Below are 17,542 nucleotides of genomic sequence, written 5' to 3'. Positions count from 1 at the left end.
TTATACATACAATAGAAAATTTACCATTTTTTAGTTATTTTCAGTTTGTTTTTTATGATTAAAATTTTCTAAAAATAACAACCGTTACATGTAAAAATATGTTATATTAAAACAAGAACAAATGTTCTTTTTTTTTAAAAAAGGAGGAATTTTTTATGCTACACGAACCTATTATCGTAAAAAAAGAAGCTTTCCACGCAATCGGCGTTTCGGTTACGACGACTAATGAAAAAGAGGCATCTACTGAAGGAAACATTCCACAACTTTGGAACCGATACTTTCAAGAACAAATGATGCATCACATCCCAAATCAACAAACGAAAGAAACATTCGCTTTCTACTCAAACTACGAATCAGATGAAACCGGTACATATCAATTTACAATCGGTATGCCTGTTTCTTCATTAGAAGACGTTCCTGAAAATATGACAACTTTAACAATACCTGCCGCTACATATGCGGTATTTACAACAAGAAAAGGACCAGTTGCTGAAGTCGTTTGTGAAGCTTGGGAATATATTTGGAAATGGTCGAAAGAAAATAAACGTGCCTTCACAACAGACTTTGAGCTTTACGATGAAAGAGCGTTAGATCCAAACAACGTTCAATTGGATATTTATATTGCGTTAGCCTAAAAAAAGATGCCCATTCGGCATCTTTTTTTGTCGTTAAATAGCTACTGGGCAAATTCATTATTATTGTCTACAATGAGAAAGTGCAGTATAGAAATATTAGAAACTGTATAAAACGATTGTTAATAAGTTTTTTAGTTTAAATTCGTCACATAGAAAGGAAGCAATATGGAGGAACTACAACAAAATAAAACTGCTTTAGAAGGAAGCGGAAAACCGTTATTAAAAAATACGAATTTCCTTTTTCTTTGGGCAGCTACTCTTTTTTCAAGCTTTGCTTTAGCCTTTTTTACTTTTTCACAAACGTGGTACATAGCAAAAACATTAAACCTTGAAGCTTCACTCGGTGTTGTTTTCGTAGCTCTTAGTGTTCCAAGGCTTATTTTTATGATTGTCGGCGGCGCTGTAGCTGATAAATTCCCGAAAAAAAACATTATGTTTTACTCCAATATCATTCGAGCGATTCTTGTCGCAACCATTCTCACATGGTTCATTGTCGGTGATGTAACACTATATACATTTGCTTTATTCGCTTTATTCTTTGGACTTGCTGATGCTTTCTTCTGGTCAGCAGATGGATCTATCTTACCGGAATTGGTAGAAAAAAGCCGGTTAACACAAGCAAATTCGCTTACACAAATGACGAACCAAGCATCGGTCATCTTAGGCCCTGTACTTGGTGGTATTCTCATTAAATTTACGAACTATGAGACAATCTTTTCCATTACGATTTTATTACTGATTGTCGCTGCCATACTCGTTCAAAAAATACAATTTACGATGCCAGAACAAAAAGATACAGATAAAGGTATGTTCACTTCCATTAAAGAAGGAATCTTATATGTAAAGGAATCGCCATTCCTTTCAACTTTCCTTATTTGTAGCGCTTTTTTAAACTTATTTTTAATCGGCCCGATGCAAGTTGGTTTCCCTCTTTTTGTTAAAAACGTTCTGCATGGTGATTCGCTCCAGTTTAGTTACTTAGAAGCATCTGTAGGCGGCGGAATGGCAATCGGTGCTATCATTGTAGGTTTAAAAAATATTAATCGTAGACGCGGTCTATTTTGTATTATCATGATGCTATTGTCTGGTGTATTCTTCTTAGCTATCAACTTTAGCACCGTACTTTGGCAAGCACTATTAGCCGGCATGTTTTATGGTATTACAATCGCAATGGCGATTGTACCGCTTATGGCAATGATTCAATCGACAGTAAAAGAAGAAATGATGGGACGCGTAATGAGTTTACTTATGCTATCATCAATGGGCTTTATCCCGCTCTCTTATGCATTCACATCACTTGCACTTGCAATGGGAATTCCAATCGTAACCGTTATGAAAAGTGGTGCGATAGCTGTTATTGTATTCGTACTATTTGTAGCGATTCGTGTTCCAGTTGTAAGGAAGTTCGATTAGCCACTTAGAGTCATGTATTATACGCATGGCTCTTTTTTGAATGGATCAAATAGTGATATTCCCTTACTTCTCCTTAATGCTGCTCCCCATTCTAATCCAACCTCTAAAAATAAATCTCGCACTGTACTGTATAAAAGTGCCCCAATGTCTTTACGAATTTCCCCATATTTATATGCTCTTACAACACTTTTCACGCGCCAAATTAAATTTCCATACACTTCTTCGTCAGCTAATATTTGCTCTAGTAAAACACCTTGTTCTAGTAACCCACTCTTTTTATACGCAAGCTCGACCTTACTCCAAAATATATTAATTTTCTTCGGATTACTCGTCATCGGCACCAGTGCGTATATAAAAGGCTTCGGTATATCATGACGGCAATACGTCTCATCAAGCTCATACGTTCCTTTTCTTTTCTCTTTTATTTGTGAAATGTTTTTAGAAAGAATTGTTTCCCCAGCAATTTTTTGCTCATTTTTACTACAGCCAGTTGCATTATCCTCAGTTTTACAAGCGGACATTTTCATACGGTCATCCATGCGGTCAATCGCAGATGTAAGAAATACATATAAGTTCGCACTATACCCGCCGCGTTTATGCCTTTCTTTTGTTGCAACACGCTTTATAATTCCTAGTTCCTCTAACTTTGCAATTGAACGGCGTACTGTACGAATACTCTTTCCAACATTCGTCGCAATCGTCCCCATTAATGGACAAGCAACCCCTACTGTTTTTTGTTTCTCATTCACCGCATATTTTCCTAAAAAATGAATAATGATAGAATCAGTTTTATTCAATTGAAATCGGTAGCACTTCAAAACTTGTTTTTGATATGTATTAAACTCTTCTTTACTTCGAAATTCACTATATGGTTTCATTAAATTATATAAGCTTCCCATTTATATCACCTCATTTATAAGTAAGAGGCAGGAAGCGAAATTGGCGTGATAGTTAATATTTTTTAATGGAGATGAAAATATGATCGTAATTAGCGCTTGTTTAGGTGGGATTGCTTGCCGTTATGACGGGAATGACAATCGCGTTTCAAAAATAGAGGAGCTTCTGCAAAAAGAAGATACAGTCCTCATTTGCCCTGAAGTATTAGGAGGACTACCAACACCTCGTCCTTCCGCTGAAATTATTGGCGGGAATGGCGACGACGTTTTAGACGGAAAAGCGAAAGTGATAACAAAAAATGGTGAAGATGTCACAGCAGCTTTCGTAAATGGTGCTTATAAAGCATTAGAACAAATTAAAGATTTACACCCAGAATATATTATTTTAAAAGAACGCAGCCCATCTTGTGGTAGTTCTACGATTTACACTGGAGAATTTAACGGTAATAAGCAAACTGGTTTCGGAGTGACAACTGCTTTATTTAAAAGACACGGATTTAAAGTCATTTCAGAAGAAGAATTTGAAAACAAAAAAAGGAATTGACCCTGTTCGTCAATTCCTTTTTATCTGTCTTATTTCACACTTAGTTTTTCTTTCACTTTCGCTGGAAGCTCGTCTTTTTTCACTTCTTCCCAAGCTGTTACACCTTTTTTATCTGAGTGGTATACGCGTAGGAATGCTTCTTTACGAAGATTTTTTTGAGCTATAAATTCTAATTCTTTCTCTTTACCGTCTTTATCAAAGCCAGTCAGCTTATATTCATAATCTTTAAATTTCTGCCCATTACTAGCTTTACTATCAAATTCTTTTCCATCTACTGTAATTTGAACATAATACTCATCTTTACCCATACGGTTTAAATCACAACCAACTAACAAACTTGCAAATACAACTAAAATACTAAATAGTGCAATGTATCTTTTCATTTCCTTCACCTCATATGTTTTTTCTTATATTCTTATCTTAAAGCCCGGAGCTTAAAGAAGAAATTCAAAAACATGACATGAACATTACACTTTTGTAAGATAATAATTATTTCTTCACTTTAGAAATTGTCATTCCATTAAGCTTCTGTATAACGTTTTTGTTTCTCACGCTCATCAGCTATACTACCGCCAATAACGTCTTTCACGCCAATTTCGCCACTTATCACGTAATTTCCTTATACCGTTTATTACGCCTTCTATTATGCCCTCAATTATAATCTCTATTACAAGATATCTCACTAAACTAATAATAGGTTTAATTACGTATCTCCCTATAAATTCAAGAATATCCTCCATCATATTTTCCTCCTTCTTTTAAAAGGAAGCTGCTACTCCTCCGCGTCCAGTTACAATTTCTGCCCTACTGCGGTATATATCAACAAAGATAATACGACAACAACATCCACGATAACGCTATTGAATTTGGAAGAAACTTCGGTAAATACTAATACTGTAGTTAACATGGCTAAGAGAATTATTTTTTCACCTATATTCGGAGATGCTCCCAAAAACTTTATAAAATCAAAGACAACTTTACTACAATTCTTCCCGTAACTAATTTATTATCGTGGTAAACCGTCTTCCACTACATCCGTAACAGTTCCATTCGGTTCAAAGATTACACGTAATGATCCTTCTCCACCATAACCAGTATAGTCATATACTGAATAAGATTTATATTTCTCAATCACATGTGGCTGTCCAATTGCAGCTTTTACCTGATTCGCGGGCATACCTTTTTTGATTTTCAAATAATGATTGTAACTTACTGCTGCCGAATTGTTATTTACATCTTTATACCACGGTACACGATCGTTTTTTTCTTCATATTCCTTTACAGGCTCTTCACTACGTTTCGTAAATACCTGATTCTCTTTATCTGTATCTTTATCCTTTATAGCAGTACGTTCAATGTTTACAACATAACCATATGTATTTAATTCAACCATAATTTCATATGTACCATCCGTATCTTTTTCAGTATAAAATACGCGTTTTTCATGGTTATTATAATGTTTTATGTTCTCACCACCATAGTCAATCGTATTAAGAATATCCGTATACGTCATCCCTTCCTCAATCTTTTGAGATTCATCATGAGAAATATAACGCTTTTGTGATGATGGTGCATCCTCATTTTTAATACTTTCACGTTTGCTCGTAGTCATAGGTGTTTTCTTCTGATCTTTTAGTACTTCACCTTCCGCCTTCGCTGGTTGCTTTGCTCCTGCTTTTGTTAATACGTCTGTATCGCTAGAACAAGCTCCCAAAATCGATACTGTAGTCAACGCCATCCCTACTATAAGTACTCTCTTAAATGACTTCACTCTAATCCCCCCGGTGTTTTTTATATCTAATAATCAACGTATTTTAATTAATACGGAACTATTCAGTTCTATACAATTTGCTATAGCCTTCTCGCTCATGCACCTTTTTTGTATAAAGTGAAACTTTAATCAGCCCTCGCCAATCATCTTCGTTACAAATATTAACATTAAATATAACTAATAAATAGTATATTTTTGCTAATCATTTACATTTTTTCTACATAATCTTATCTTAAAATGAACAATATGAATCTCGAATTCACAGCATTAATCATATATACCATATATAATAACATTTAAATTAATATCTAAATTAACTTTACATACATTTCCTGTTTTAACGCAAAAAGAAAAGACCTTTCTAACGATTTTATTCTATCGCTAAAAAGGTCTTTCTCTATTTCTGCTAAAAACTTAGCACTCTTCTGGCTTACCAGCATTCGATGCTGTACGGAAAGATGATCCACATCCGCATGATGCGATTGCGTTTGGATTGTCGATTGTGAATCCGCCGCCAAGCATAGATTGTTTATAGTCAATTTTTACTCCTTTAACAATTGGAGCACTTTCTGTATCGATAACAAATTCAACACCGAAAAACTCAAGCACTGTGTCGTCTTCTTTTGGTTCTACTTCAAATCCTAAGCCGTAAGAAAGACCGCTACATCCGCCGCCGTGTACAGCAAGGCGCACATACTTCTCTCCATCTTCAGCATCTTTTAACATATCTTTAATTTGAAAAGCTGCTTGTTCTGTTACTTCAATCATGAAATACACCTTCCTTTCTGTTCTTAGTCCATTATACATCTTTACGCTTCTATCTTGTACTCATACACTCCGCGGCAAATTACTTCCGCAGGTCCTTTCATCAACACGTTTCCTTCTTCAGTCCACGCAATCATTAAATCGCCGCCAGCTAAATGGACTGTAATTTCCTTACCACGTTCCATCTTTCCATTTAAAATAGCAGCTACAACTGCAGCGCACGCTCCTGTTCCGCAAGCTTGCGTTACACCAGATCCACGTTCCCAAACGCGGAAGTTCATCTCGTCATTATTCAAAATTTCGATAAACTCAACATTTACTCGCTCTGGGAACATTTCATGTGTCTCGAGAACTGGTCCAAGTGTTGTAAGAGGTGCTTTTTCTACATCATCAACAAAAATAACCGCATGCGGATTTCCCATTGAAACAGCTGTAAATGCATAACGATGATTATTGTATAAGAAGTTTTCACGAATAAATGGTGTTTCACCTTCACCAAGCATCGGTATTTCTGCACGTGTTAGACGAGGTGCTCCCATATCGATTTTTGCTAATGTCACGACACCATCTTCTACTGTTACTTCAGCCGTTACAATACCAGCTAACGTTTCAATTGTGAAAACTGTTTCTTCTACTAGTTTATGCTCATACGCATATTTCGCTACGCAGCGTAAACCGTTACCACAGCTCTTTCCTTCAGAACCATCATTATTAAACATACGCATCTTCACCGGAGCTACGTCTGAAGGGCAAATTAAAATCATCCCGTCTGCTCCAATACCAGTATTAATATTTGAAACCTTTTCGGCCACAAGGGCTAAATCTTCTTCAGGAATTTGCTCTTCAAACATATTTACATATATATAACTATTGCCAAGACCATGCATTTTTGTAAAAGAAAATTGGCTCATTTATATTCACTCCAAAAATAATTTGTTATGTTAAGTATAAAATGCATGCTTTTAGAACACAATATGAATGTCCCCCGTTTCTCATATTTGACAACGTTTGGCGATGAGCCACTCTTACACAATTTGTGTAAGAAAAAAGCCCTTCTAAAAAGGGCCTTTTTTTATTTATCCTACTATTTTCGATTGGGGAAGACTAATACTCAGTATTAGTCTTCCCCACGAAATAAAGTTTTATCTAATGAAAAAGGTGCTGCTAATTCGCAACACCTTAAAACATTGGATTTTCATCCAAATACTCATATACATTATTAACAAGCTCTTCTACTGTTGCACCTTGTACAACTTCACCATTTACAAGTGCAAATGGTCCTTCAAAACAAATGCCACAATAGCCTAAACAACCATACTCCATTACATCTAAATTCGGATCTTTTTCTAATTTTTCTAGAGCTGCTTGTGAACCACTTGCAAGGTTACCTACACAAAATTCAATTAATGGTTTAATCAAAATTCTCCCCCCTGTACTACAAAACAAATTACCTTTTCACTTTATCTATAAGAAGAAAACTAAGCTGTTTCTTGTTGTTTTCGTTACACAGTCTAAACTATTTAGTTACTTCATTACTTCACTTCAAAGTAGATGATTTCTTCTATATAACATGCTACTTACAATGAAAGAGTAACTTAAAAAGAAAAACAGTTTACTTTTCTTCTTATTGTACAACAGAGTATTCATTCATGCATTGTTATTTGTTCACAAATTCGATATAATTTGATTGAGTAAAGTCAAAATATTTTATTAATATAAAATTTTATGATTAGGGGATATTTCAACAGAAAAGGGGTAATCCATCATGAAACACCTCGTAATACTAGGTGGCGGCTACGGTGGAATGAGAATTCTGCAAAGGCTACTTCCAAGCAACCAACTTCCGGATGATGTACAAGTGACATTAATCGACAAAGTACCATATCATTGCTTCAAAACTGAATATTATGCATTAGTTGCGGGTACTATTTCAGAAACGCATATTCGTATACCGTTTCCTGAACACCCACGCCTCAATATTCAATACGGCACAGTAACAAATATTGACCTCGAAGAAAAAGCTGTTCATCTTGATGGCGGCGAAGCGATCCAATATGATGATTTAATTATCGGACTTGGCTGTGAAGATAAATATCATAACGTTCCTGGAGCTAGAGAATATACACATAGTCTACAATCAATTGAACAAACACGTAAGACATATGAACAATTAAATAGTCTAGAACCAAATGCAACAGTAGCTGTCGTTGGTGCTGGCTTAAGTGGCGTTGAAGTAGCAAGTGAACTTCGTGAAAGCCGTTCTGATTTAAAAATCTATTTATTTGATCGAAAAGATAGAATTTTATTCCCATATCCAGAGAAATTAAGTAGATACGTAGAAGAATGGTTTGTAAAGCATAAAGTTAACATTATACGAAACTCTAACATTACAAAAGTAGAACCAAATATTGTGTACAACCACGATGAACCACTTGAATGTGATGCAATCGTCTGGACAGCTGGTATTCAAGCAAATGAAGTTGTTCGAAACCTTCCAGTTGAACAAGATGGTAGCGGACGGGTTGTCTTAACTAAATATCATAATATTCCAAATAACGATCATGTTTACGTTGTAGGAGATTGCGCAGCACTTCCACATGCACCATCTGCCCAACTGGCTGAAGGTCAAGGAGAACAAATTGTCCAAATATTATTAAAACGTTGGAATAATGAACCACTCCCGGATGAACTACCTGTTATTAAATTAAAAGGTGTTCTAGGATCTCTTGGTAAGAAGCACGGCTTTGGTTTACTAGCAAACCAACCATTAATGGGACGTGTACCGAGATTATTAAAATCTGGTCTTCTTTGGATGTACAAATATCATAAAGGTTAATACTTTACAGGCTGTCTACTATGTAGGCAGCCTCTTTGCATCAGTTTTTAAAAATTATCAGACACATCTTTCTCAATATTTATAATGATTTATTTTTCATTTTTATATTAAAAAATATTGATAAACATTGTATGCTATTTGTAAGTTGTTTTATTACTTCCTTTAAGACCGAGTTCATTCGGTCTTATTTTTCATGTGATAAATACTTTTGTAGGAGGCATTACATTCCACTTATGAACTTATCGAAACTAAACAATCGAATAGAAGCGAAAAAGAAAGAGCTAATCTATCTCGTTGAACGATACGGATTCACTCATGATAAAGTGATTTCTTTCAGCCAAGAATTAGATCGTTTACTTAACTTATTAATAAAACTCAAGACGAAGAAAAAACGTTGTTCGTTATAACCATTTTCCCCTCTTTTTTTGATACGATATAACTAGAATCAGAAAGGAGCGATTTATGTTTATATTAAAAGACGTTATATATAAAGATATACTACACATTCCTTATTTACAGATTCAAAAAGAAAAGATTACTTGTATTATCGGTGAAAGCGGAAGCGGAAAAAGCACATTACTTCGCATGTTAAATGATTTACAATCCCCAACATCCGGTACAATTGAATATAACGGAAAGTTAATTTCTGATTATTACCCTATTCAATTACGTCGTGACGTAGTTATGCTTGGGCAAACTCCACCTATTTTTGATGGAACCGTTAAAGACAACCTATTAATGGGACTTCGTCTTTCTGAAAAACCATTTCCAAATGATGATGCCCTGCGGAGTGCATTACAAACCGTTAGCTTAGACAAGCAATTAGAAGATAGCACCTCCTCATTATCCGGCGGTGAAAAACAAAGACTTGCCTTTGCACGTATTGTACTTATGGATCCGCCTGTCTATTTATTAGATGAACCCACTTCAGCATTAGACAGTGATACAGAACGCCGCGTTATGAAACAATTTACTGAACTAGCACGAAAAAAGAAAAAAACAGTTATCTTCATCACACACTCGCAACAACTTCCAGAAGAAATTGCAGACGATATTATTGAAATTAGCAAAACAAAGGGTGCAACTAGAAAGGAAGTGCTCTCAGTTGAAGGGCGTTATTGAACTCCAAATTTGGCAACTTGCAGCTGCCTATATTTTCATTCTTATTTTAATTGGACTTGTAAAATTAAAAGGAATACCTCGCGAAAAACAAATCGCGCTCGCAACATTCCGTATGACGATTCAGCTCGTACTTGTTGCATATGTCCTTACATACGTATTTGAAAACAGTAATCCATTTTATACAATCGCTCTCATCACTTCTATTACTACCTTTGCAATTTTTAATATTTATAAACGGGTTAACATCCCAATGTCTAAAGAATTAAAACGAGTAGCCGCCCTTTCCATGATCGCCGGATCAATTGGACCACTTCTACTATTTATCTTTGTTATTATCGGTCATGACCCTTGGTATGCTCCGCAATATATCGTCCCTATTACAGGAATGTTAGTTGGGAATGCCATGACTGGTGTTTCTCTTGGTGCAAATACGTTCTTAAACAATATGAAATCGCAAAGAGGTCAAATTGAAGGTGCACTTATGCTCGGCGCAACACCGAAAGAAGCAGCTGCTCCGCTCATTCGAGACGCTTTTGACTCTGCTATTTTACCAACAATTAATTCTATGGTCGGAATGGGAATTATAAGCTTACCAGGCATGATGACTGGTCAAATATTATCCGGTGTATCACCATTCACAGCCATTCAATATCAAATCGCCATCATACTCGGTATTTCTGGAAGTACTGCCTTTGCTGTCATTATCTTTTTACAGCTTGGATATAAAACGTTCTTTAATAAGCGATGTCAGTTGAAAGAGGTTGACTATGATGCGAGGTAAATCGTAACTTTCGCTCAGTAAATGATGCATCGTTCTCGGTGAGTGAAATTATATTAACGATTTTTTCAATATATCTATCATAACTTGCAATATATCAACGATTTTTCAAATATATCTATCATAACTCAGAATATATCAACGATTTTGTACGAAATATCGATTTACCGACAAAAAGTGACATAATAAAAAGAGGAGGCTATTCGCCTCCTCTTCTATTTACTTACGCCTTCTTAACGAACTGTGATTTTAACTTCATAGCTCCGAAACCGTCGATTTTGCAATCGATATCGTGATCGCCATCAACTAGACGGATACTCTTTACTTTCGTACCGATCTTCACAACTGAAGAAGTTCCTTTTACTTTTAAATCTTTAATAACAGTAACAGCATCGCCATCTTGAAGAACGTTTCCGTTCGCATCTTTTACAACTTTTGCACCATCATTATTTTCAGCTTCTGCTTCTTGGCCCCACTCATGAGCACATTCTGGACATACGAAAAGAACGCCATCCTCATACGTATATTCTGAATTACATTTTGGACAATTTGGTAAAGTAGCCATAAATTCATTTCCTCCGTTCATTATTTATACGTAAAAATCAAAATTGATGTTTACATCTCGATAAATAAAATTTGTATAGCATTTCTTTATAGTGCCATAGTCTCACGTTATTGACAACCCTACCTCAAATTCTCATTTTTTATTGTATTTTACAAAATTTCAATTTGTATGCCGTTTTTCTATTTGCTCTTCTACTAATTTTAAAAATCTTCGTTGTGCATTTTTATTTTTTACGAGCAATCGAACTCTTAGCTTACTTTGTAAATATGAGCGAACTTTGTAGTTCGTAATAAATAACTTTCGATACTTCTCGTCTTCATATGTCATTCGAAACCATTCATACTGCCGCAAGTAACGTATGTAACATCAATCTTTTTCGTGTGTAAACCCGTACTTAAACTAATAGATCCTATTAGAGCTTCTATTCATGCTGAAATCATTTCTCTCCCCCTAATAAACAAAAGAAGAACCTTCACAAGATTCTTCTTTTCAAAATGAATGAGTTCCCTCTAGAACCCCCAATTATTTTCTTCAATGTAAATTTGATATTCTTCTACTTCTTCTTCACTTAACTTCTTATTATCTTCATATATCTCTTGCCACTCGAAATAATCTTCATCGAAATAAACAGCAAATTTAATTTTCACGTTTTTCTTCTCTGTATAATCATAACCAGTAAACTCTACTACGTCATAATCTTTTTCTTTCTTCACAAACTTCCAAGTTGGATTATCAGTCATAATCTCTAACGTAACCCCTTCACCACTTGAACGAACAACGTTTTTAATATTCGGTTCAGTTGGTAAAAAGGACAGCCCGAACGCAGCTAACCCAAACACAATCCCGACTATAACTTGTAAACCAATCATACCAGCAATACTCACGCCACCCTTTGATTGTAAGAAATACGCCTTCTCATGATCAGACGCATCTTCTCCCTTACGAAAAACACGAACAGCATGCTTGTAATATAAACGGTTTCCTTGCCATCCAGTAAATATCATCATTCCTAATTGAAGAGCTAAATTAAATGTTACATAAATCCCATCTGGAATATCTATAAAAGGGGGTATAACTATACTAGGTATAGCCAATAACGCAAATATAATAAATAACTTATACATTTTTCGATAAGCTAACCAAAAAGTTGGGAAGAAAAAGGCTACCCAATTCCATGTATTCCCTTGCGCTGGATTTTCTACTTTCCCCCACTTAAAGTCATAATAAGCTGTATTCTTTTGAACAACTTTATGTAATTCTTGTGGAGAAATCGTTTCTTGTAAAACAGTGTCCTTCACGTACATCATCCTTTTCTTATTTCTATATACATTTATTGTATATGCACAAAATGAAGGAATCTAACAAAAAGTACACATATTTCATAAAAATGAACGGAAATCGAATATATTCCGACAATTATCCGTTTCTTATTTCATTTTACTTTTAAATATATTAAAATAATCATGTATCATATCTTTAATACACTAAGTTAATTATTTTATATATTCACTAAAAAGGATGCATCAAAATCATTTTTATACATCTTTTTTAGTGAATATATACTACTATTTTAAAACAAACATCTCGACTTAAAAGAGCTCACAAATTAGCCTTCTACTATTTCAAACATATTTCCACTTACACAACTCATGAATAGTTCATTATTAACTTCCTCTGCATAATGTTTCACATGAAACTATCAACATTCCGGGTTACCTTTCTACTATTTTCGACTGGTTTCAAACGTGGACATCTTATGAAAATTTAGTGGAAATAAATATACATTCCATTACTCCGGTACTAGCTGTCGTTCCAATATTAGAAGAAAAAGCGTTTCTACTTCTTACCTGTTTTTCTTTCTACAAATTAAAACAGTACGAACAAGCTAATCACTATTTACAGCAATATTTACATTGCGCCGTGCATCTGAATACCGAGGAAAAAGAGCCCGTATTCTTTCATGAAATTGATATGTATATAAAAAAACTAGTAGAAAGTGCAATGTAATTTCACATTGTTCTTTCTACTAGTCCTTTATCACAATTTTATATCCTATCCTACAACTCCCAAGTAATATTCATTTCTGCAAATGACTCCTTACTAGCTTCCAATCCTTCGCTATCTTCCGTTCCAATCATTGCTACTTCTTCTTTAGACAACTTAATTTCCTCATTTGGCCTTTGGATTTTTTTCTCATACACGAGTTGTAAAAGCTCTATTTGTTCCTCTGTCAGTTCATACTCTTCTTCCAGTCTTTCCATTGCTGATTCTGTATCAAGTAATGGAATTTCTAATAAGAATCCACCGTGCTCTTCCATCTCTTCAAATGAATCAATTGAATACGCACCACTATCCTCAATCCAAAATGCAGTTGTAATAAAAGGAGCTGTTTCGCCTTCTACTTCTTCTAATACGTATTGAAGTGCTTCTTCTTTCGCAATATCTATTACTTCCGAAGGTGCCCCTTCAAAATAACTTTTCGCATCAATCCACTCATCCATTCTCTCACTATTCACATCTTGAAGACATACAATCGTGTAATTCGGATGAAACGTAATTGCCCCTTGTCCGCCTTGGCTATCTTGCATACTATAGTTAAATCCATCCCATGAACTTTCATGTGAGAAATCTGGACAATGCGCTACATTAATTGCATGGGCAATCGAATTTAAAACGCATCCTTTCCATAATTGTTCTCTATCTATATGTAATTTATATTTACTCATCATCTTCCCCCATGCACATATTTTTTCTATTATCTTTCCTCTACACAATACTTGTAAATACTTTTCTATCTACTACAAAATGAAAAAGACAATACACCCCACTGTATTGTCCATTTTCTTCCCTACCATTTCTCTCTACACGTCTCAATTAAATGCAGTAAGTACCTCTTCGTCATATCTGCCCTTCTCCACCTTGAGATCATTCGCTTTTCTTTTGGGTTCTGCCGTATTCTAGCTACTTCTTTTAATAAAAGCTCCCATTCTTCCGCTGAACGTTGTGACAAGTATTGCAAGCCTCTATCTTTTGAAACGATTGTTTTATGATCTAGTGTATATAAAATACGTCCCATCGTAACGACAGCTGATTCTACCCACTCTTCTATAAAAAATAAATATGGCTTCTTCGCCTTTTCACTCCAGTACTGTTCTACGTTATATTTCATCGTATTTACTACATCATTCCATTGTATTTGCAGTGGAAGATCTTCTGCTTCTTTTCCGGTAACTGTCATGCCTTGATTTTTCAACGTCCACCATGTGACCGCATTAATGTCCCAATGACCAACATTAGCTTTACCATCTGCACAATACACATACTCGTTCATTTCATCATTGTATTTCCCTAAGTCAGCAAGCGGAATATACATACCGTCCATTCTTTTACCTAGCATATTATCACTAAGTTTCTTATGTAGTTCCACAAGCTGCTGTTTTTCAGCTTCATTCACGGAATCATTTATCACTGTAACAAAATCAACATCGCTCGTTTCCTTATGAAATGCACCTAGTGCGATGGATCCGTAAATATATACCCCGACTATTTTTTCATCCAAAAAAATTTCTTTTAATTCTACTGTGTACCGCTCCATTAACTGCTCTACTTCCGTTGGTAACGCATGCTTCACTCCATTTTTCATATCTATCCCTCCAATAAAAAAAGCCTTTGCAAATTCGCAAAGACTTCTTGTTTTATAAATATTTCTCGATTTCTTCGTAAACATCCTTCAAACGAGGATTTCCTTCTCCAACAATTTCTCCATTTACAAGAACGACCGGATAAAATAAATCTTCTTCCACTACGCGCTCTGCGAATGCTTTTTTATCCGCATCTTCTTGTTCTTCCTGGAAATCAATATACTCGAAATTAAATTTATTTTCTTGTCCTTCATATTTACGACCAATTGCCGCTTGTAACCATTCAAACGTTTCTGTTGAAGATGGCATTCCAACACAGCTCGCACAAATTACTTTCGTCCCATACACTTGAACATTAACCATTTCTTCTCCCCCACTTCTTGTCCCAACAGTATATTCAGATGTCTTATTACATAAGCACATCATTTTACAAACTTATTCCATACCCCTATACTGAAAAAACACGACACAATATTTCGACAATAAAACAAGAAGAGAAAAAATAGATTTTCCCCTCTATCTTGATTATAATAAAACTGATGAAAGGAGTCGATAAAAATGGAAAACCCACATATGCAAGAACAAGTATTAGAAGTATTAGATAAATTACGTCCATTCTTACTTCGCGATGGCGGAGACGTTGAATTAGTAGACATTGAAGAAGGTATCGTAAAACTACGCCTTATGGGTGCATGCGGAAGCTGCCCAAGTTCTACAATCACACTAAAAGCTGGTATCGAGCGCGCGTTACTTGAAGAAGTACCAGGCGTTATCGAAGTAGAACAAGTATTTTAATTAAAAGCGGAAGCGGCTCGTTCAGAACAGGAGGTCATTGGAGCTCCTGACGAAGAGGCGCTTTTGCCTCACAGGAAGGCGCGAAATGGCCGACTGTTCTAGCCGCTGGAGCTAGATACTAATCTAAAAGCGGAAGCGGCTCGTTCAAAATGTGAGGGGGATGGAGCTTCTGACATAGAGGCATTTTTTGCCTCGGCGGAAGAAGCGAAGCCACCGAACATTTTAGCCGCTGGAGCTGGATATTATCTAGCGACTCGTTCAAAGTCACTTGCTAAAAGGAGACCAAATTTGGTCTCCTTTTTTTATTCAAATCACATTTATCCGTTAACATCATAAAACAAAATTGGAAATCCCTCTCAAAAAATGCGATAATTAATACTATATAGTGAATCGTTCACACATATAAAGTAAAAAACATAGGGGGACGACACATGCCAAAAATGGGGAACACTTTTTTAACAATTCAAGAACTAGAAAAGAAAAAAGAGTATTTATTAGGCCTTTCATCCGCTATACCAACGTGGAATACAAGCTATCAATTTTTATTTAAAGAAATCCAGCAAGAATTATTGGGTAAAGTAAATGAAAAGCTCGAAAGGCATCAATTCGTTTTAAATATATGTACAGATCAGCAGGTAGGGGCATAATGTATTACATAAAATTGTGGTATATAAAAAAGAGACCTCACTCGGTCTCTTTTTTATATTTTTAAGATAACCAATCTAATTTTCTAATCCCAAGCTTATCTACTGGTAAACGAAGTGAGCCATAAAAATGCTTCATAAATTGCTCTGAGCGGTTCACATCGTGTAAAATGGCTTCTAAGCGATCTCTATATATGCTTTTTTGTTCTTCGTTTCCAGTTTGGTAATATCGTTCGACCGTTTCAAAATAGTGAAGCGGGAACAGGAGCCTTGCAAATAATAAGCGCCAGCCAAATGAGGATAGCGAATAATTCCGTTCATAATCTGTAACAAATTGAACGATTGTTTGCTCCCAGTCTTTCTTTTTTTCTATCGTCATATGGCGGATCCATTCTGCAATATCTCGACTCGGGTGATCATACACCCAATCAAAAGGGAGTTTGAGCCGCTTCGTTTGATGCCATAATAAAGGTGTGAATCGTTCTTGGCAAATTGTTGCTGCATCCGTTAGTTGCGGCGTATCATCCATTTCTGTATCGACAACATATTGAATGGCATTTTCTGCAACTCCTAAGTAATACGGGAAGGATTCAATAAACAATTGATCGAATACATCTGAAGGGTGGTTCATCACTTGTGATTGCCAAAACTTTTCTAATTGATCGAGCCTTTTTTCCCATAACGCTTTCCATTCACCAATTCGGCTTAATTGCTCAATTTCTTCTGGAAAGAATGCACCTCGTTTATGGAATATAGAAAGCTCACTTCCTAATGACATAGCATGTCGTTCTAACGTGCGCATACCTTTTAATAAGCAATAATTTTGTTCTTCTATCTCACTTACATAGTAGCCGTGTATAGTCGGAACGAAAGTCGCTACAGTTATATCCCCTTGCTGGTTCATATAATCACTGAGCTTTTTCATCTCTACAAGTACTTCTTCCTCCATTTCTCCAATTGGAACAAGTACATAAATTTTGTTGCGAATCCAAAAGCTTTTATAGGGGCCAAGGGGGATTAATTCTTTAACATGCATGTGATAATGCTCATAAATATGCTGAATCATCGCAGTCGCCACCTATGGTTTTTCTTTATATATATGAGCTTGTGCTCGCCTTTCATTCCTATGCACATGAT

21 protein-coding genes and 3 pseudogenes are annotated in these 17,542 nt (G+C 35.6%); 10 read left to right on the top strand and 14 right to left on the bottom strand.

Annotated features, from left to right (window positions below; all coding sequences use genetic code 11):
• Window positions 1-155: 155 nt before the first annotated feature.
• Together D1166_RS10170 and D1166_RS10165 are read left to right on the top strand one after the other, a co-directional pair.
• On the top strand, window positions 156-635 hold the full coding sequence (locus D1166_RS10170) for a GyrI-like domain-containing protein (RefSeq protein ID WP_000902159.1): 480 nt from the start codon (window positions 156-158) through the stop codon (window positions 633-635).
• A gap of 165 nt (window positions 636-800) precedes the next feature.
• A complete protein-coding gene (locus D1166_RS10165; RefSeq protein WP_000391942.1) occupies window positions 801-2,048 on the top strand; it encodes an MFS transporter in 1,248 nt (415 codons plus the stop codon).
• Between the two features lie 17 nt (window positions 2,049-2,065).
• Here D1166_RS10165 and D1166_RS10160 read toward each other — a convergent pair whose 3' ends face one another.
• The gene (locus D1166_RS10160; protein ID WP_000535260.1) at window positions 2,066-2,947 is read right to left on the bottom strand and encodes a helix-turn-helix domain-containing protein; all 882 of its coding nucleotides are present in this window, start codon (window positions 2,945-2,947) and stop codon (window positions 2,066-2,068) included.
• A gap of 79 nt (window positions 2,948-3,026) precedes the next feature.
• On the opposite strand from D1166_RS10160, the gene D1166_RS10155 reads away from it, so the two are divergent.
• Complete coding sequence (locus D1166_RS10155; protein WP_097856208.1) at window positions 3,027-3,488, top strand: 2-thiouracil desulfurase family protein; 462 nt, start codon at window positions 3,027-3,029, stop codon at window positions 3,486-3,488.
• Window positions 3,489-3,517: 29 nt separating this feature from the next.
• Here D1166_RS10155 and D1166_RS10150 read toward each other — a convergent pair whose 3' ends face one another.
• The 6 genes and pseudogenes from D1166_RS10150 to D1166_RS10130 form a co-directional block, all read right to left on the bottom strand.
• Window positions 3,518-3,871 carry a YxeA family protein gene (locus tag D1166_RS10150; RefSeq protein WP_000833145.1) on the bottom strand — a complete coding sequence of 118 codons (354 nt, stop codon included), beginning with the start codon at window positions 3,869-3,871 and terminating at the stop codon, window positions 3,518-3,520.
• Between the two features lie 143 nt (window positions 3,872-4,014).
• Window positions 4,015-4,083: pseudogene (locus D1166_RS32155) on the bottom strand (methyltransferase); the annotation flags it as partial.
• A 411-nt stretch (window positions 4,084-4,494) separates the two neighbouring features.
• Window positions 4,495-5,259, bottom strand: a complete 765-nt coding sequence (locus D1166_RS10145) for a hypothetical protein (RefSeq protein ID WP_097856207.1) — start codon at window positions 5,257-5,259, stop codon at window positions 4,495-4,497.
• A 414-nt stretch (window positions 5,260-5,673) separates the two neighbouring features.
• Window positions 5,674-6,027 carry a HesB/IscA family protein gene (locus D1166_RS10140; protein ID WP_000573825.1) on the bottom strand — a complete coding sequence of 118 codons (354 nt, stop codon included), beginning with the start codon at window positions 6,025-6,027 and terminating at the stop codon, window positions 5,674-5,676.
• A gap of 41 nt (window positions 6,028-6,068) precedes the next feature.
• Window positions 6,069-6,935 (bottom strand): diaminopimelate epimerase, encoded by an 867-nt coding sequence (gene dapF / locus D1166_RS10135; RefSeq protein ID WP_000077397.1) that lies wholly within the window; start codon window positions 6,933-6,935, stop codon window positions 6,069-6,071.
• A gap of 268 nt (window positions 6,936-7,203) precedes the next feature.
• On the bottom strand, window positions 7,204-7,443 hold the full coding sequence (locus D1166_RS10130) for a YuzB family protein (protein ID WP_000595026.1): 240 nt from the start codon (window positions 7,441-7,443) through the stop codon (window positions 7,204-7,206).
• A 346-nt stretch (window positions 7,444-7,789) separates the two neighbouring features.
• On the opposite strand from D1166_RS10130, the gene D1166_RS10125 reads away from it, so the two are divergent.
• The 4 genes from D1166_RS10125 (at window position 7,790) to D1166_RS10110 (ending at window position 10,763) form a co-directional block, all read left to right on the top strand.
• Entirely contained in the window at window positions 7,790-8,860 is a 1,071-nt protein-coding gene (locus D1166_RS10125) for an NAD(P)/FAD-dependent oxidoreductase (protein WP_000682077.1), read from the top strand.
• A 233-nt stretch (window positions 8,861-9,093) separates the two neighbouring features.
• The gene (locus tag D1166_RS10120; RefSeq protein ID WP_001054089.1) at window positions 9,094-9,267 is read left to right on the top strand and encodes an aspartyl-phosphate phosphatase Spo0E family protein; all 174 of its coding nucleotides are present in this window, start codon (window positions 9,094-9,096) and stop codon (window positions 9,265-9,267) included.
• A 55-nt stretch (window positions 9,268-9,322) separates the two neighbouring features.
• Complete coding sequence (locus tag D1166_RS10115) at window positions 9,323-9,982, top strand: ABC transporter ATP-binding protein (protein WP_000470265.1); 660 nt, start codon at window positions 9,323-9,325, stop codon at window positions 9,980-9,982.
• Window positions 9,966-10,763: an ABC transporter permease gene (locus D1166_RS10110; protein ID WP_000679246.1), complete on the top strand. Its 798-nt coding sequence runs from the start codon at window positions 9,966-9,968 to the stop codon at window positions 10,761-10,763. Before D1166_RS10115 ends, D1166_RS10110 begins: the two co-directional genes overlap by 17 nt.
• Window positions 10,764-10,983: 220 nt before the next feature.
• Here the strand turns inward: D1166_RS10110 and phnA are convergent, their stop codons facing one another.
• The 3 genes and pseudogenes from phnA to D1166_RS10100 form a co-directional block, all read right to left on the bottom strand.
• Entirely contained in the window at window positions 10,984-11,325 is a 342-nt protein-coding gene (phnA, locus tag D1166_RS10105; protein ID WP_000212737.1) for an alkylphosphonate utilization operon protein PhnA, read from the bottom strand.
• Between the two features lie 159 nt (window positions 11,326-11,484).
• Window positions 11,485-11,750: pseudogene (locus tag D1166_RS31220) on the bottom strand (hypothetical protein).
• Window positions 11,751-11,834: 84 nt separating this feature from the next.
• Entirely contained in the window at window positions 11,835-12,632 is a 798-nt protein-coding gene (locus tag D1166_RS10100; RefSeq protein WP_118043303.1) for a DUF2628 domain-containing protein, read from the bottom strand.
• A 367-nt stretch (window positions 12,633-12,999) separates the two neighbouring features.
• Between D1166_RS10100 and D1166_RS32150 the strand changes: the two are divergent.
• Window positions 13,000-13,332, top strand: a pseudogene (locus D1166_RS32150) (DUF4304 domain-containing protein); the annotation flags it as partial.
• 50 nt (window positions 13,333-13,382) lie between these two features.
• Here the strand turns inward: D1166_RS32150 and D1166_RS10090 are convergent.
• The 3 genes from D1166_RS10090 to D1166_RS10080 all read right to left on the bottom strand — a co-directional run bounded on the left by D1166_RS10090 (window position 13,383) and on the right by D1166_RS10080 (window position 15,329).
• The gene (locus D1166_RS10090; RefSeq protein WP_118043302.1) at window positions 13,383-14,051 is read right to left on the bottom strand and encodes a hypothetical protein; all 669 of its coding nucleotides are present in this window, start codon (window positions 14,049-14,051) and stop codon (window positions 13,383-13,385) included.
• Window positions 14,052-14,173: 122 nt separating this feature from the next.
• A complete protein-coding gene (locus D1166_RS10085; protein ID WP_118043305.1) occupies window positions 14,174-14,968 on the bottom strand; it encodes a nucleotidyltransferase domain-containing protein in 795 nt (264 codons plus the stop codon).
• Window positions 14,969-15,020: 52 nt separating this feature from the next.
• The gene (locus D1166_RS10080) at window positions 15,021-15,329 is read right to left on the bottom strand and encodes a YuzD family protein (RefSeq protein ID WP_000248588.1); all 309 of its coding nucleotides are present in this window, start codon (window positions 15,327-15,329) and stop codon (window positions 15,021-15,023) included.
• 195 nt (window positions 15,330-15,524) lie between these two features.
• Between D1166_RS10080 and D1166_RS10075 the strand changes: the two genes are divergently transcribed.
• Window positions 15,525-15,761, top strand: a complete 237-nt coding sequence (locus D1166_RS10075) for a NifU family protein (RefSeq protein WP_000431159.1) — start codon at window positions 15,525-15,527, stop codon at window positions 15,759-15,761.
• A gap of 431 nt (window positions 15,762-16,192) precedes the next feature.
• Window positions 16,193-16,408, top strand: coding sequence for a hypothetical protein (locus D1166_RS10070; RefSeq protein WP_001125495.1), 216 nt, complete (start codon window positions 16,193-16,195; stop codon window positions 16,406-16,408).
• Window positions 16,409-16,469: 61 nt separating this feature from the next.
• Here the strand turns inward: D1166_RS10070 and yutH are convergent, their stop codons facing one another.
• Window positions 16,470-17,471, bottom strand: coding sequence for a spore coat putative kinase YutH (yutH, locus tag D1166_RS10065; RefSeq protein ID WP_000614218.1), 1,002 nt, complete (start codon window positions 17,469-17,471; stop codon window positions 16,470-16,472).
• Window positions 17,472-17,542 lie beyond the last annotated feature (71 nt).

This window comes from Bacillus sp. ISO11 (genome assembly GCF_003458115.1).
Classification (GTDB): domain Bacteria; phylum Bacillota; class Bacilli; order Bacillales; family Bacillaceae_G; genus Bacillus_A; species Bacillus_A cereus.
This window is presented reverse-complemented; position numbering and strand designations above follow the sequence as displayed.